13 protein-coding genes are annotated in these 15,036 nt (G+C 32.3%); 9 read left to right on the forward strand and 4 right to left on the reverse strand.

What is annotated here, in order from left to right:
• The first annotated feature begins 7 nt into the window (after nucleotides 1–7).
• The 3 genes from ACSUE0_RS04120 (at nucleotide 8) to ACSUE0_RS04130 (ending at nucleotide 3,036) form a co-directional block, all read left to right on the forward strand.
• Nucleotides 8–1,303: a dihydrolipoamide acetyltransferase family protein gene (locus ACSUE0_RS04120; protein ID WP_119613882.1), complete on the forward strand. Its 1,296-nt coding sequence runs from the start codon at nucleotides 8–10 to the stop codon at nucleotides 1,301–1,303.
• Nucleotides 1,304–1,593: 290 nt separating this feature from the next.
• Nucleotides 1,594–2,031 carry a bacilliredoxin BrxB gene (gene brxB / locus ACSUE0_RS04125; RefSeq protein WP_017724548.1) on the forward strand — a complete coding sequence of 146 codons (438 nt, stop codon included), beginning with the start codon at nucleotides 1,594–1,596 and terminating at the stop codon, nucleotides 2,029–2,031.
• A 12-nt stretch (nucleotides 2,032–2,043) separates the two neighbouring features.
• On the forward strand, nucleotides 2,044–3,036 hold the full coding sequence (locus ACSUE0_RS04130; RefSeq protein WP_119613883.1) for an aromatic acid exporter family protein: 993 nt from the start codon (nucleotides 2,044–2,046) through the stop codon (nucleotides 3,034–3,036).
• Nucleotides 3,037–3,161: 125 nt separating this feature from the next.
• Here ACSUE0_RS04130 and prli42 read toward each other — a convergent pair whose 3' ends face one another.
• Complete coding sequence (gene prli42, locus ACSUE0_RS04135) at nucleotides 3,162–3,260, reverse strand: stressosome-associated protein Prli42 (RefSeq protein ID WP_017724546.1); 99 nt, start codon at nucleotides 3,258–3,260, stop codon at nucleotides 3,162–3,164.
• 213 nt (nucleotides 3,261–3,473) lie between these two features.
• On the opposite strand from prli42, the gene ACSUE0_RS04140 reads away from it, so the two are divergent.
• From ACSUE0_RS04140 to ACSUE0_RS04155, 4 genes are all read left to right on the forward strand, one after another.
• The gene (locus tag ACSUE0_RS04140; protein ID WP_436956210.1) at nucleotides 3,474–4,604 is read left to right on the forward strand and encodes a M20/M25/M40 family metallo-hydrolase; all 1,131 of its coding nucleotides are present in this window, start codon (nucleotides 3,474–3,476) and stop codon (nucleotides 4,602–4,604) included.
• 74 nt (nucleotides 4,605–4,678) lie between these two features.
• Nucleotides 4,679–6,088, forward strand: coding sequence for an NADP-dependent phosphogluconate dehydrogenase (gndA, locus tag ACSUE0_RS04145; protein WP_119613885.1), 1,410 nt, complete (start codon nucleotides 4,679–4,681; stop codon nucleotides 6,086–6,088).
• 211 nt (nucleotides 6,089–6,299) lie between these two features.
• Entirely contained in the window at nucleotides 6,300–7,313 is a 1,014-nt protein-coding gene (locus ACSUE0_RS04150) for a LacI family DNA-binding transcriptional regulator (protein ID WP_119613886.1), read from the forward strand.
• 1 nt (nucleotide 7,314) lies between these two features.
• Nucleotides 7,315–8,964, forward strand: coding sequence for a glycoside hydrolase family 13 protein (locus tag ACSUE0_RS04155; RefSeq protein WP_436956212.1), 1,650 nt, complete (start codon nucleotides 7,315–7,317; stop codon nucleotides 8,962–8,964).
• Nucleotides 8,965–9,275: 311 nt separating this feature from the next.
• Here ACSUE0_RS04155 and ACSUE0_RS04160 read toward each other — a convergent pair whose 3' ends face one another.
• Nucleotides 9,276–10,148 (reverse strand): AraC family transcriptional regulator, encoded by an 873-nt coding sequence (locus ACSUE0_RS04160; protein WP_119613888.1) that lies wholly within the window; start codon nucleotides 10,146–10,148, stop codon nucleotides 9,276–9,278.
• Nucleotides 10,149–10,557: 409 nt separating this feature from the next.
• Nucleotides 10,558–12,042: a glucose-6-phosphate dehydrogenase gene (zwf, locus tag ACSUE0_RS04165; protein ID WP_119613889.1), complete on the reverse strand. Its 1,485-nt coding sequence runs from the start codon at nucleotides 12,040–12,042 to the stop codon at nucleotides 10,558–10,560.
• 150 nt (nucleotides 12,043–12,192) lie between these two features.
• Between zwf and rnz the strand changes: the two genes are divergently transcribed.
• Nucleotides 12,193–13,113, forward strand: a complete 921-nt coding sequence (rnz, locus tag ACSUE0_RS04170) for a ribonuclease Z (protein WP_436956215.1) — start codon at nucleotides 12,193–12,195, stop codon at nucleotides 13,111–13,113.
• Nucleotides 13,114–13,211: 98 nt separating this feature from the next.
• Here rnz and proC read toward each other — a convergent pair whose 3' ends face one another.
• A complete protein-coding gene (gene proC / locus ACSUE0_RS04175) occupies nucleotides 13,212–14,027 on the reverse strand; it encodes a pyrroline-5-carboxylate reductase (RefSeq protein WP_107551973.1) in 816 nt (271 codons plus the stop codon).
• A gap of 137 nt (nucleotides 14,028–14,164) precedes the next feature.
• On the opposite strand from proC, the gene ACSUE0_RS04180 reads away from it, so the two are divergent.
• On the forward strand, nucleotides 14,165–14,914 hold the full coding sequence (locus ACSUE0_RS04180; protein ID WP_436956218.1) for an SDR family NAD(P)-dependent oxidoreductase: 750 nt from the start codon (nucleotides 14,165–14,167) through the stop codon (nucleotides 14,912–14,914).
• The last annotated feature ends 122 nt before the right edge of the window (nucleotides 14,915–15,036 follow it).

Genomic DNA, 15,036 nt, shown 5'->3' on the forward strand with positions numbered 1-15,036 from the left:
CACAAACATGGAAATAAAAATGCCTAAACTCGGTGAAAGTGTTCATGAAGGAACTATAGAACAGTGGCTTGTCTCAGTAGGGGATAAAGTTGAAGAATATGATCCATTATGTGAAGTAATTACAGATAAAGTCACTGCAGAAGTACCTTCTTCTTATGCAGGTACAATTACTGAGATAAAAGTTGAAGAAGGCGATACTATAGCTGTAGATGAAATTATTTGTCTATTAGATACTGGTGACGAACAAAATGAAACTGAACAAGAACAATCGACTAATAATCAATCTGAAGATGTCAAAAAAGAGTTACAAAACAAGCAGTCAACAGGTGATAATAACATCCAAAATGATTCAGTTTCAACTGCTGCTAATACTAATGCACATGGGCCTAAAAACAATGGCCGTTATTCACCAGTCGTCTTCAAATTAGCATCTGAAAACCAAATTGATTTAGATCAAGTTGTAGGCACAGGCTTTGAAGGTCGTGTAACAAAGAAAGATATAGAGAAAGTTATTAAAGAAGGTATAAGCAAAGCACCTTCTACAATTGTAGCGCCAAAAGATTCTCCTAAAGTCTCACAACAATCAGCGTATAATGATCCATCACCAGGTTCATCAATACCAGTTAATGGCGTACGTAAACAAATAGCTCAAAATATGGTGAACAGTGTTAACGAAATTCCCCACGCTTGGATGATGGTAGAAGCAGATGCAACTAACTTAGTTAAAACACGTAATTATCATAAGAATAGCTTTAAAGAAAGTGAAGGCTATAACCTCACGTTCTTTGCATTTTTCGTTAAAGCAGTTGCTGAAGGATTAAAAGCTTATCCATTATTAAATAGTAGTTGGCAAGATTCTGAGATAGTAATGCATAAAGATGTTAATATCTCTATAGCAGTTGCAGACGAAGATAAATTATACGTGCCTGTAATTAAAAATGCTGATGAAAAGTCAATTAAAGGTATCGCTCGAGAAATTAACGAATTAGCGCAAAAAGCACGTAACAAGAAATTACGCTCAGAAGATATGCAAGGTGGTACGTTTACCGTAAATAATACAGGTACGTTTGGCTCAGTATCTTCTATGGGTATAATTAATCATCCTCAAGCAGCAATACTGCAGATTGAATCTGTGATTAAAAAACCAGTAGTTATTGATGATATGATTGCAATACGAAACATGGTTAACTTATGTATATCTATCGATCATCGTATTTTAGATGGCTTACAAGCAGGTAGATTTATGAACTTCGTAAAAACACGTATCGAACAATATTCAATTGAGCATACAAGTATCTACTAATTAACTTACAACTCAATAAAGTTGATAATATTTTAGGCTGAGACACAAAATATATGTTTCAGCCTAAAATATTATATTATAAATGTAGTGTTTTGACTTTCAATAATAAGCTACAAATTAATTTTATTAGAAATTTTAATAACGCAAAAATTGAAAATAAGTTTCATTATAACTTATGTCTAAAAAGCAAATATTCTTGAAAGTTTATTGAATAGTGTGTACACATGTTGAACAATTGAATATATATTAGTAAAATGAAGGTATCAACTTGAAATGAAAGGTGAATTATTATGGACTTAAACTTTGATTTATATATGACAGATGTAGTTAATCAAGCACGTAATGAAATAGAAGAAGCAGGTTACGAGCAATTAACATCTGCAGAAGAAGTAGATAATGTTTTAAAACAAGAGGGAACAACATTAGTAATGGTCAATTCTGTTTGTGGATGTGCAGGTGGTATTGCAAGACCAGCAGCCGCACATGCATTGCACTATGATAAATTACCAAATCGTCTTGTTACTGTGTTTGCTGGTCAAGATAAAGAAGCTACACAACAAGCTAGAGACTATTTTGAAGGTTTTGCTCCATCAAGTCCATCGTTCGCCTTAGTCAAAGATGGTAAAGTCACAGAAATGATTGAAAGGCACCAAATCGAAGGTCATGATGTGATGGATGTGATTAATCAATTACAAAACTTATTCGACACTTATTGTGACGAAAAATAGAGGTCTTATTAGATGATGAGTTTAAATCCATATCGAATCGGATTTAGAACAATTAAGACTGCGGTTGGAATGGCGCTAGGAATCATAATTGCTAAATTAATGGGTTTAGATAATTTTGCTTCCAGTGCCATTTTAGTTGTTTTGTGCATCAAACATACTAAAGTGCATTCACTACAAGCAATTGTTTCTCGTTTTGTATCATGTCTTATGGTTCTAATTCTAGGTTCTGTTGCTTTTAGTATGTTAGGGCAAAGTGCGATTGTTTTAGGTCTAATTGTACTGTTTTTTATACCGTTAACAGTAGTATTTAAAGTGCAAGAAGGCGTTGTAACCAGTTGTGTCATTTTATTACACGTTTTCAATGCGTCAGTCATTGATTTACAATTGTTTTACAATGAGATTCTTCTTTTAATAGTAGGCCTGGGTATTGCATTCTTAATGAACGTTATTATGCCTAGTTTAGATAGTAATTTAAAACATTATAAACAAGAAATCGAACAACAATTCACTTATATTTTTGAACAGTTTAGCAATACATGTATAAAGCCAAATAATAATGTGAATATAGCTTTTGACGAATTAAAATATACAATTCGCAAAGCAAAATCTATCGCTTTTAGAGATGTTAAAAATCATTTTGTTAGAAATGAAAACTCTTATTACCATTATTTTGATATGCGTGAGGAACAATTAGAGCTTTTACGCCGTATGTCTGCAATCATTGAAAACATTGAGACCAAAGACTGTTTATTGTCTAAAATATCTAATTTGTTTGCAGAAGTAGCTACCAATGTAAATAGCAATGATTACACTGTGTTGCGTCTACACTCATTATATGAAATAAGGTTAGAATTAAACAAATTAGAATTGCCAACTTCGCATGAAGGATTTAGAACGCGTGCAAATCTATTTCAATTATTGAATGAATTAGAAGCATATTTAGCCGTTAAATCGCAATTTGGCTCATTACGTCTACACAGCGATCAAAAATCTGCAGCAACATAAAAAGCTCACACAATGTATGAGAGCGGTTTGAGTTTATATACTCAGCCTTGTACTCATACTATGTGTGAGCTTCGTTTATTTTAAGAGATTGATATACAACATTTAAACTTACATTTAATTAATGATTAATTCACTAGTGGAACGACACTTGTTAATATCAATGCAAGTACAACAGCTACTAACATTACTACGATAATAACTCTCAATACTTTATTATTGTTCAACGTATATTCCTCCAAATCATTGAAAATAGGATTAACCTGTATCTTTTCATTTATAACATTTAACCAACTAACTATATTCAAATTTAAATTAGTTTTATATTGTCATTATAGCATATGATCAGTCTGAGCACAGAGTCATATTAGTTTTACTACTACATATATTTCGTTAAACTGAACTAGGAGTCACATAAATATAAGAATGGGGAATTATAAATGATAAATAAACAACGTCTTATTGATACTTTCTTAGAATTAGTACAAATCAATTCTGAGAGTGGTAAGGAACAAGTGATACAACAATTCCTTAAATCCAAATTTGAAACTTTAGGCGTTATTGTAAAAGAAGATAACGCAAGCATTAATGAAAATTTGGGAGCTAATAATTTAGTTTGCACATTAAAAGCAACAGAAAATATGGATAATGTAGATAAAGTATATTTTACAAGTCACATGGACACAGTAACTCCAGGTGTAAATATTAAACCACAAATTAAAGATGATGGATACATATATTCTGATGGGACTACTATTCTAGGTGCTGATGATAAAGCTGGATTGGCATCTATCTTAGAACTTGTACAAACAATAAATGACAATAAATTATCACATGGTCAAATACAATTCGTTATAACAGTGGGTGAAGAATCTGGATTAGAGGGAGCAAAAGCTTTAGATCATACATTATTAGATGCTGATTACGGTTATGCAATTGATGCAAGTGTTGATGTGGGCAAGACAGTTACCCATGCTCCTACACAAATGAAAGTTAATGCAACAATATATGGTAAAACAGCACATGCAAGCACACCTAATAAGGGGATAAGTGCAATTAATATTGCAGCAAAAGCCGTAAGTGAAATGAAGTTAGGTCAAATTGATGAGTTTACAACTGCTAATATCGGCCGCTTTGAAGGGGGATCTGCTACAAATATCGTTGCAGATAAAGTTACTCTTAAAGCTGAAGTGCGATCACATTCTGAGTCAAGTATACAGGCTCAAGTGGAACATATGCAGTCTGTTTTTGAAGAAACAGCTCAAAAATACGGCTGTACTGCTGATGTTGAAATAATAAAAAGTTATCCTGGCTTTGAAATTGCAAATGATGCGCTAGTTACCAAAGTAGCTAAGTCAAGTGCTGTCGCTTTAGGATTAGCTCCTGAGGCTGTGATTGCTAGCGGTGGATCGGATGGAAACATCATCAATCAATTAGGTATACCAACTGTAATTTTAGGTGTAGGCTATGAAAATATCCATACTACTGATGAACGTATGCCTGTTAGTTCATTAAACCTGTTAGCAGAACAGTTAATTAAGATTGTTGAAATAATTAGTCAGAAATCTTAAAACTGATTAAGTGAATATTCTTACGTCTTTATGATACAATATACTAGAAAACTTTAATAAGAGAGGTTAGTAATATGACACAACAAATTGGTGTAGTAGGTTTAGCCGTAATGGGTAAAAACCTAGCTTGGAATATTGAATCACGTGGATACAGCGTTTCTGTTTTTAATCGCTCATCTGCAAAAACGGATGAAATGGTTACAGAATCTGAAGGTAAAAACATACATCCAACGTACTCTATAGAGGAATTTGTTAATTCTCTAGAAAAGCCCCGCAAAATTTTATTAATGGTTAAAGCTGGACCTGCAACAGATGCAACAATTGATAGCTTATTACCATTATTAGATAACGATGATATCTTAATTGATGGTGGTAATACGAACTATCAAGATACTATTAGACGTAATAAAGCACTTGCTGAGAGCGGTGTTAACTTTATCGGAATGGGCGTATCTGGTGGTGAAGTTGGTGCATTAACTGGTCCTTCATTAATGCCAGGCGGTCAAGAAGAAGCATTCGATAAAGTAAGTCATATTTTAGAATCAATCTCAGCCAAAGCTGATGACGGTGCTGCTTGTGTCGCTTATATTGGCCCTAACGGTGCTGGTCACTACGTAAAAATGGTACACAACGGCATTGAATATGCAGATATGCAATTAATTGCAGAAAGTTATGCAATGATGAAAGATTTACTAGGTATGTCTCATGAAGAAATTTCAAAAACTTTTAAAGATTGGAATGCTGGCGAATTATCAAGTTATCTAATCGAAATTACTGGTGATATCTTTACTAAATTAGATGAAGGTAAAGACGAAGCTTTAGTTGAACAAATTCTAGATACTGCCGGCCAAAAAGGCACAGGTAAATGGACATCAATCAACGCTTTAGAATTAGGTATTCCACTGACAATTATTACTGAGTCAGTATTTGCTCGTTTTATTTCTTCAATAAAAGAAGAGCGTGTTAATGCTTCTAAACAATTAAATGGTCCAAGTGCTAAATTCGAAGGAAGTAAAGATGAGTTCCTTGAAAAAATTCGTAAAGCATTATATATGAGTAAAATTTGTTCATATGCACAAGGTTTCGCTCAAATGAGAAAAGCTAGTGAAGATAACGAATGGAATTTAAAACTTGGCGAATTAGCTATGATTTGGCGTGAAGGTTGTATTATTCGTGCGCAATTCCTACAAAAAATCAAAGAAGCATATGATAATGATACTGAATTACAAAACTTATTATTAGACCCATACTTCAAAGATATTGTAACGAATTATCAAGATGCATTACGTGATGTAGTTGCAACTGGTGTTCAAAACGGTGTACCAACACCTGGTTTTTCTGCAAGTATTAACTATTATGATAGTTATCGCTCAGAAAACTTACCAGCTAACTTAATCCAAGCTCAACGTGATTATTTTGGCGCACATACTTATGAGCGTAAAGATCGTGATGGAGTATTCCATACACAATGGATTGAAGATTAAGATTAACTGTTGATTTAATTTTATAAAAATGAACTACCCGTAACTAGAGACATATGTCTTTAGTTATGGGTAGTTTTTGTATCTTGTAAAACTTGATAAATTAACATGTGCAAACGATTGCACATATTCTTTGACATGCTAAATAGCTTTAATTATTATAAGAGTTAGTAACATAAAGTTTGATTTTGAAACTAAATAAAGGATGACATTTATGGTAACAATTAAAGATATTGCACAAGCTGCAAATGTTTCAGCTTCAACTGTTTCAAGAGTCATTCGTGGTAATCCAAGAATTAGTATGCATACACGTGAAAAAGTAAAGGCAACTATGAAAGCTTTCAATTATAAACCAAATCAAGCGGCGAGAACGTTAGCAACAAAACAATCAAATACAATTGGTATTATACAAAAGTCTGCTTCTATTGAAGATAGTCAAAACCCATTTGTTATAGATGTACTTTCAGGTATTTTTAGTGAATGTAAAAACCATGGTTATTCCACAATTTCAACGACAAATAATGAGACTATAGGGATAGAACTAGAAGTGCAGGAAATGATTCATTATCATTCTGTTGATGGATTTATAGTACTTTATTCTAAAAAGGATGATCCTATAATTGATATATTAAAGGCACATGCTATGCCGTATGTGATTATTGGTAAGTCTTTAACAAATGATGGCATCATACATATAGACAATGACAATGTTAGTGCGTCACAATCATTAACACGTCTATTAATTGATAAAGGTCATAATAAATTTTTATTTGTAGCAGAAACTGGCGACTATGAAGTTGTAAAAGATAGGATAGCAGGCCATCTAAAAGCTATAGAACAAGCTGGCTCAGTTACGGAAATTGTATATTTTGATAAAAATCGCCAGCATATTAGGTCATTTTTTCAAGAGCTCATTAAATATCGTACATTACCTACTATCGTAATTACATCCGACACGTTACTGAATCACCTGATATTGAGTGTTTTTTATGAATTGAAATTGCATATTCCTACAGACATTCAAACAGCAACATTTAACGATTCTTATCTAAATGTATTTGCATCTCCACCACAAACAACGGTGAATATCTATCCAAAATCACTTGGTGAAGTAGCAGCTGAATCGGCTATAAACGTAATCCAAGGGCACGATATAGTAGATTTTAATAAATTAATACAAACAACAATTATTGAACGTGATTCAACAACAACAATTCAGGGGGTATAGTATGAACAAACAATGGTGGAAAGAAGCAGTAGCTTACCAAGTTTATCCGAGAAGTTTTAATGATTCTAATAATGACGGTATTGGCGATTTACCTGGTGTTATTGAAAAGTTAGATTACTTAAATGAATTAGGGATAGATGTGATATGGTTAAGCCCTATGTATAAATCCCCTAACGATGATAACGGTTATGACATTAGTGATTATACTGATATTATGGATGAATTTGGAACAATGGATGATTTTAATTCATTGCTTGAAGGTGTTCATCAACGTGGCATGAAATTGATTCTTGATCTAGTTGTTAATCATACTTCTGATGAACATCCATGGTTTATAGAATCCAAATCCAGTAAAGATAATCCTAAACGTGATTGGTATATATGGCAAGAACCAAAACCTCATGGATCAGAACCTAATAATTGGGAAAGCATATTTAATGGTTCTACATGGGAATATGATGAAATAACAGGTGAATATTACTTCCACTTATTTAGTAAAAAACAGCCAGACTTAAATTGGGACAATGCAGAGGTTCGTAATGCTATTTTTGAAATGATGAATTGGTGGTTTGAAAAAGGAATCGATGGTTTTAGAGTAGATGCTATCACTCATATTAAGAAATCGTTTGAAGCAGGAGATTTACCTGTACCAGAAGGCAAAATTTATGCCCCTGCATTTGATGTGGATATGAACCAACCTGGAATTCAAAGTTGGTTACAAGAAATGAAAGAAAAATCATTGAGTCAGTACGATGTTATGACAGTCGGTGAAGCAAATGGTGTAAATCCGGAAAATGCAGTGGAATGGGTAGGGGAAAACGAAGGAAAGTTCAATATGATATTCCAATTTGAGCATTTAGGTTTATGGAATACTGGTGATTCTAAATTTGATGTCAAAGCCTATAAAGATGTTCTTAATAGATGGCAGAAACAATTAGAGAATATAGGATGGAATGCATTATTTATAGAGAACCATGACCAACCTCGTCGCGTCTCTACATGGGGTGACGACCAAAGTTATTGGTATGAATCAGCTACAAGCCATGCTATTGTTTATTTCTTACAACAAGGCACACCATTTATTTACCAAGGACAAGAAATTGGTATGACAAACTATCCTTTTGAAAGTGTAGAAACCTTCAATGATGTTGCAGTAATTAACGAATATAATATTGTTAAATCACAAAATGGAGATGTTTCTGCATTATTGGAAAAACATAAAATGGAAAACAGGGATAATTCAAGAACACCAATGCAATGGAATGAGCAAACAAATGGTGGTTTTTCAGAACATACTCCTTGGTTTCCTGTAAACCCAAATTATAAAGAAATTAATGTTGCTAGTCAGCAACAAGATCCCAACTCAATATTAAACTTTTATAAATCATTAATTATTTTAAAAAAATCTGATGATGTATACACATATGGTACATTCGACTTAGTAGATAAGAATAATGAACAAGTATTTGCTTATACTAGAACATTAAATAACAAAAAAATACTAATTGTAGGTAATTTAACAAATCAAACTGCTACGTTTAAATATGATGGCCGAGTAAACAAGAATAATATTTTACTTCATAATTATAATGATGAAGCAATAGACATTAATGCTATAAAGCCTTTTGAAGCATTTGTTGTATCTATATAATAACTAACGTTTGAGAAATGAATAGACCGACAAATGAAAGAATTCTAATAAAAAAGTATAGGCTAACGACATCTAAATTTTACTAAGATATCGTCAACCTATACCAACAATAATATTTAATTATATTAAATACTGCTTCGGAATGTATTTTGAATTTAAAGTTTTACTAACTTTGAGAAACTACCAAAATATATTCATTTTTAATCTTACTGCCAGCAAAGCGTCTGCTTTTGTTGGTAGTTTTTCATTTATGCAATTTATGATTTGCATCAATACAACAAACTTATAATCGTTCTTCGCAACGACACTATTTAAAAATCATCTGTTACATATTGTTCTTGATCGACAGGCATCCATAATTGAACTTTAGTGAATGGATCGTCAAATGAAATATCGAAAGGATAAATTTCTACATAAAGACTATTATGTTCGTACGGCAAAGTCATCTGTAAGCTAGTTTCAATATAATACCATGCTTCATTTATTACGTAATCGAGTTCTCCTTGCAAATTAAATTTTGCATATTGTCTTTCTGGTAAAAAACGACTTTCTAGATGAGCAGGGTATCTTTCACTTGGAACACCAACAAATATTTCCATACCTTCATCTAATGGACAGTTAACGACAAACAATTCATGTGGGCTAATATCATTATACCGTTGAAGCTCAGTTATTTTCCCTTCATTTAGTAAATCGTCTAAAAAGTCTGGCACTTTAAATGGATTTTCTAAATGTTCTGAATCAACAAACTGAGCATAACCCACTAATGAAATACCTTGTGTATCCTCTAAACGATAAGCATATGGCGGTTTTTCTGTTGTTGTAAGCTTGATATAAAGTCGAGCTTGCATCTTTAATTCATCACGCTTTGTATTTACTTGTATAGGTGAGACACCATGAAAATCGCTAAAGTCATTTGCAAAATCATTTGTGTTAGCATAATTATACTTTTTTGCAACATCTACTAATCGACTTGATCCACTGATAATTTCTTTTGCTGCCAAAGTCATTCTACGAGCTCTAGCATATTCAGTGGGGGATTGACCAACTATCATTTTAAAAGATTGATCAAGATGATAAGGTGAAAGACCAACGTAATCACTGAGTGATTGCAAATGAAAAGGCTCTAGCAAATGATCCTCAATATAAACAATTGCCTGTTGTATTTGCTTGATAACGTCCAAAACTTTCACTCCTAATTTTCAATTAACTACTGTTCACTTTTCAAACCATTTTAATGCTATATCTATATGTTTTGTATATTTACTAATTAAGTATATTCTACATCATTTTCGTTCCACTTACATCTAAAAAATAATTAATAGGGTAAAATGTAAATAACTGGTTTTAGCCCACTGTTTTACTTCAACAAATTAAATAATAACACAAAAAAGAGATAAGAAAAAAGAGAGCGAGACTGAAATCAAATATTTATAATTGATTTCACATCATGCTCTCTTAATATAAATCTTTTAATAATCAATAAATGAGGTAGTTAATATAGGTCACTTAAGGCATCGAACCTTAATAGCTAGATAATTGTGGTTTTATAAAGCAACTTTATATTTAAACCACGTATTTTTCACTTTATAATTAATGAATATCGTCCCACCAATGGAAACCATCTCTACTTAGTAGTAAATCACTTTCCAACGGACCATTTGAACCTGATTCATAGTTAGGGAATTCTGGTTCGTTTTGATTCCATTCTTCTTGTATAGCATCTACAAATTTCCAAGTAGATTTTAATTCTTCCCAATGAGTAAAGTTTGTAGCATCTCCATTTAAACAATCAAATAATAAGTTTTCATATGCATCTACTGTATTCATCTTATCTTGTGCACTCATAGCATAAGATAATTGAACAGGTTCAGTTTCAATACCTTGGACATTTTTCTTCGCATTTAAATGTAGTGATACGCCTTCATTAGGTTGGATATTTATAACAAGTAAATTAGAATCTAATTTTTTATCTGTTTCATAATATAAATTCATAGGAACTTCCTTGAATTCAACGACTACTTGAATTGTTTTGCTCTTCATTCGTTTACCAGTTCTAATATAGAACGGTACGCCAGCCCATCTAAAGTTATCAATAGTTAATTTCCCTGATACAAATGTAGGCGTTGTAGAATCTTCAGCTACTCTATCTTCATCTCTATATTTAGGAACTTTTTTACCATCAATTGTGCCTTCGTCGTATTGTCCACGGACAAAGTTATGGCGTACTTCTTCTGGTTCAAGTTTACGTAATGACTTTAATGCTTTTACTTTTTCGGCTCTGATGTCTTCACTATTTAAGCTGATCGGCGCTTCCATAGCAAGTAGGGCAACCATTTGTAACATATGGTTTTGTACCATATCTTTTAGCGCACCACTAGATTCGTAATAACCACCTCTGTCTTCAACACCAAGCACTTCTGAAGATGTAACTTGAATATTAGAAATATATTTATTGTTCCATAGAGGTTCAAACATTGCATTGGCAAAACGTAATACTTCAATATTTTGTACCATATCTTTACCTAAGTAATGATCGATACGATAAATCTCTTCTTCTTTAAATGAACGACGCAATTGTTCATTTAATTTTTCAGCTGATGCTAAATCTGTACCAAATGGTTTTTCAATAACAAGGCGTTTGAAGCCTGTTGTATCTGTTAATCCAGATGATTTCAAATAATCTGAAATTACACCGAAGAATTTAGGTGCCATTGCTAAATAAAACAGTCTATTGCCATTTAGCTGGAATTCACTATCAAGCTTATTACTTACTTCTAGTAATGATTGATAACTCGCTTCATCACTAACATCATGCTTATGATAAAAAACGTGTTCCATAAATTTATCTAAATGTTTTGTATCTTTAACATGTTCTTGTATTGATGACTTCACTTGATTACGGAAATCATCATTTGTTAAGTCTCTTCTACCAATACCAATTATAGCAACTTGCTCATTTAAATTTTCTTGTTGATATAAATGGAACAATGATGGGAATAATTTTCTATGACTCAAATCCCCAGTTGCACCAAAAATTGTTATTAAGCATGGAATGTCTTTATTTTTAGTATTCAAGATCAAAACCTCAATTCTTTTTATAAATCTGTATTTATTATAGAACAATAATCAAACATGTTCCTACCATTTTGCTTGAAAGAATTTATTTTTAATATATTTTTTATTCTTTTCTGTGATAAAATGTGAACAAGAAGAGGAGGCATATGCATGGAAATCACATTTTTTGGTACGAGTGCTGGTCTACCAACAAAAGAACGTAACACACAAGCTATTGCTTTAAATTTGGAACCATACTCCAATAGTATCTGGTTATTTGATGTAGGTGAAGCTACACAACACCAAATCTTACATCACTCTATAAAATTAGGTAAAGTTGATCATATTTTTATTACGCATATGCATGGTGATCATATTTTTGGCTTACCCGGTTTATTAACAAGTAGATCTTTTCAAGGCGGCGAAGGAAAACTTTTAACTGTCGTTGGGCCAAAGGGTATAAAAGCATTTATAGAAACAACTTTGCAGTTGTCAGAATCGAAATTAAATTATCCAATTACATATATAGAAATAGAAGACCATTTATCATATCAAAATAATGGTTTTAATGTAGAAGGACATATGTTAAATCATGGTATACCGTCATTCGGTTATCGTATTGAAGCTCCTTATACATCTGGAAAAATTGATGTAGCTGCCCTAAAAGAGATAGGTCTCGAGCCAGGCCCTAAATATCAAGAAGTTAAAAATAATGAAACTTTTGAATATAATGGTCAAATTTATACTTCGAAAGACTTTAAAGGAGAAGCAACCAAAGGACCTGTTATCGCAATATTTGGTGATACTATGCCATGTAACAATGAAGCAATTATTGCAGATAAAGCAAATGTTATGGTTCATGAAAGTACATATATTGAAGGTGATAAATCTTTAGCAAATAATTATCATCACAGTCACATCGAAGACGTGTTTGACTTAATAGAAGCAGCACAAGTGGAATATAGTTTAATCACACATTTAAGCAATCGATATACTCTGGATGAAATAGAGGATATTAGTTTAGCACTTAAATCTAAACCTTCAACACCACCGTTTACTTTCGTTAAAGATTTTGATTCTTGGACATTTTAATTACTCACTTAAAATAAAAAATGTGGTTGAGACATTTATTCTGTCTCAACCACATTTTTTATAAATTATTAACCAACGCCAATTAAACTAAATCTGAATTATTCATCATCTTGGTTTGATAATTCAACACTTCGGTTGACCGCTGCTCTTAAACAATCTTCAAAGACACTTTCTAAGTCATGTTGACTTAATGCATTTAAGCCAGCTTGTGTTGTGCCTCCTTTAGAAGTTATGTTCTTTCTCAACTGTTCCATACTTAATTCTGAGCGTTCAATCATTTTACTTGTCCCAATAATTAAATTACGTATAGATTCTTCGACTTGAGCTTTTTCAAGACCTAGTCTAGTTCCAGCAGTTACATACTGTTCAAAAACATGATATAAAAATGCTGGTCCGCTTCCAGTAATAGCAGTCACTTGATGTAAATTATCTTCAGAGACTTCTATCGCTGAACCGAATGCATTAATTAAACTATCAACTTCTTCTTTTGATTTTGCCCCAAAGTTACTAGAGAAACTAATACCTGTTACAGAATGACCGACGTGTGCATTCGTATTTGGCATAATACGTGCAACTGGACTGTTAAAATCTAATTTTTCACGAATATAACTAATTGGTAAACCTGCCATAATTGATATAAATTTATTATTTTCAACAATATAAGGTTTGATTCTTTCTGCTAAATCATCAAAATCATATGGTTTTGTTCCTAAGAATACATAATCTGCATTCTTTAATAAAGCTTCATCATCATAACTATAATTGACGCCTAACTCATCAGCATATTCTTTTAAAGCAACTTCATTTGAACGATTTGTTAAATATATATCGTTAGAATCAATAACGTTTGAATTAACGATACCTGTAAAAATTGCATGTGCCATATTTCCGGCACCATAAAATACTAGTTTCATGTGAACATTTCACTTCCTCTAAGTTTTTATGTATCCATACTAACATAGTTTTAACATATGGCTAATATTTATAGATGACACATATAAATCTTTTCATTTATACTGGAATTAAATTAACAAAGGGTAGGGATGTCTATATGATTGGAAAACATTATGTGTTGACTGGAGGGACAAGCGGATTAGGTCAAGCTTTATTAGAAATATTACTAAACAAACAGGTACATGTAACTGTGCTAGCACGCAATCCACAAAAAATAGCAAATAAGTATGATACTTCATTATTAACAGTCTTAAAATGTGATTTACAGTCTCAAGAAAAAATTTTAAATCTCAAAAATCAATTTAATGGAAAAATAATTGATGGTATTATTTATAGTTCGGGGTTAGGTTACTTTAAATCTATAGAACAACATTCAACAGAGGAGATGCTTGAAACTTATAACTTAAATATAGTTAATTTCAATACATTATTAACTACATTACAACCATTTTTCAGTCACTTTCCTACAATCGTTGGTATTGGTAGTCAATCTGCATTTTTAACACAAGCTTATGCAGCACATTACGGGGCTAGTAAAGCAGCATTTAATCAAGTGCTAAATGCATTACGTATTGAAAAACCTAATTATCACATATTAACAGTCAACACTGGACCAATTGCCACGCCGTTTCACGAGAAAGCAGATCCGTCGTTAGCCTTTGAACAAAAATATAAAAGTATAATGCTTGATCCTGATGCATTAGCTCATAAAATCATAAAAGGGATGCTTAGCACTAAACAAGAAATCAATGAACCTAAATGGATGCACTTATTTTTACGAATATACCAAATAGCACCACGATTCATCGAAAAACATTTCACATTTCTATTTAAAAACAAAATGTAAAGAACCACTCTCAATTTATTGAGTTAGTGGTTCTTATGCATGAGCGAAGGCTCAGGTAATCATTTAAACCACTCTCAATTTATTGAGTTATAGTGGTTCTTATGCATGAGCGAAGGCTCAGG

The organism is Staphylococcus sp. AS1337 (genome assembly GCF_051408735.1).
GTDB lineage: Bacteria > Bacillota > Bacilli > Staphylococcales > Staphylococcaceae > Staphylococcus > Staphylococcus xylosus_B.

Coding starts and splice junctions, on each gene's coding strand:
- ACSUE0_RS04120 (WP_119613882.1), top strand. CDS start 8: ATGGAAATAAAAATGCCTAAACTCGGTGAAAGTGTTCATGAAGGAACT.
- brxB (WP_017724548.1), top strand. CDS start 1,594: ATGGACTTAAACTTTGATTTATATATGACAGATGTAGTTAATCAAGCA.
- ACSUE0_RS04130 (WP_119613883.1), top strand. CDS start 2,044: ATGATGAGTTTAAATCCATATCGAATCGGATTTAGAACAATTAAGACT.
- ACSUE0_RS04140 (WP_436956210.1), top strand. CDS start 3,474: ATGATAAATAAACAACGTCTTATTGATACTTTCTTAGAATTAGTACAA.
- gndA (WP_119613885.1), top strand. CDS start 4,679: ATGACACAACAAATTGGTGTAGTAGGTTTAGCCGTAATGGGTAAAAAC.
- ACSUE0_RS04150 (WP_119613886.1), top strand. CDS start 6,300: ATGGTAACAATTAAAGATATTGCACAAGCTGCAAATGTTTCAGCTTCA.
- ACSUE0_RS04155 (WP_436956212.1), top strand. CDS start 7,315: ATGAACAAACAATGGTGGAAAGAAGCAGTAGCTTACCAAGTTTATCCG.
- rnz (WP_436956215.1), top strand. CDS start 12,193: ATGGAAATCACATTTTTTGGTACGAGTGCTGGTCTACCAACAAAAGAA.
- proC (WP_107551973.1), bottom strand. CDS start 14,027: ATGAAACTAGTATTTTATGGTGCCGGAAATATGGCACATGCAATTTTT.
- ACSUE0_RS04180 (WP_436956218.1), top strand. CDS start 14,165: ATGATTGGAAAACATTATGTGTTGACTGGAGGGACAAGCGGATTAGGT.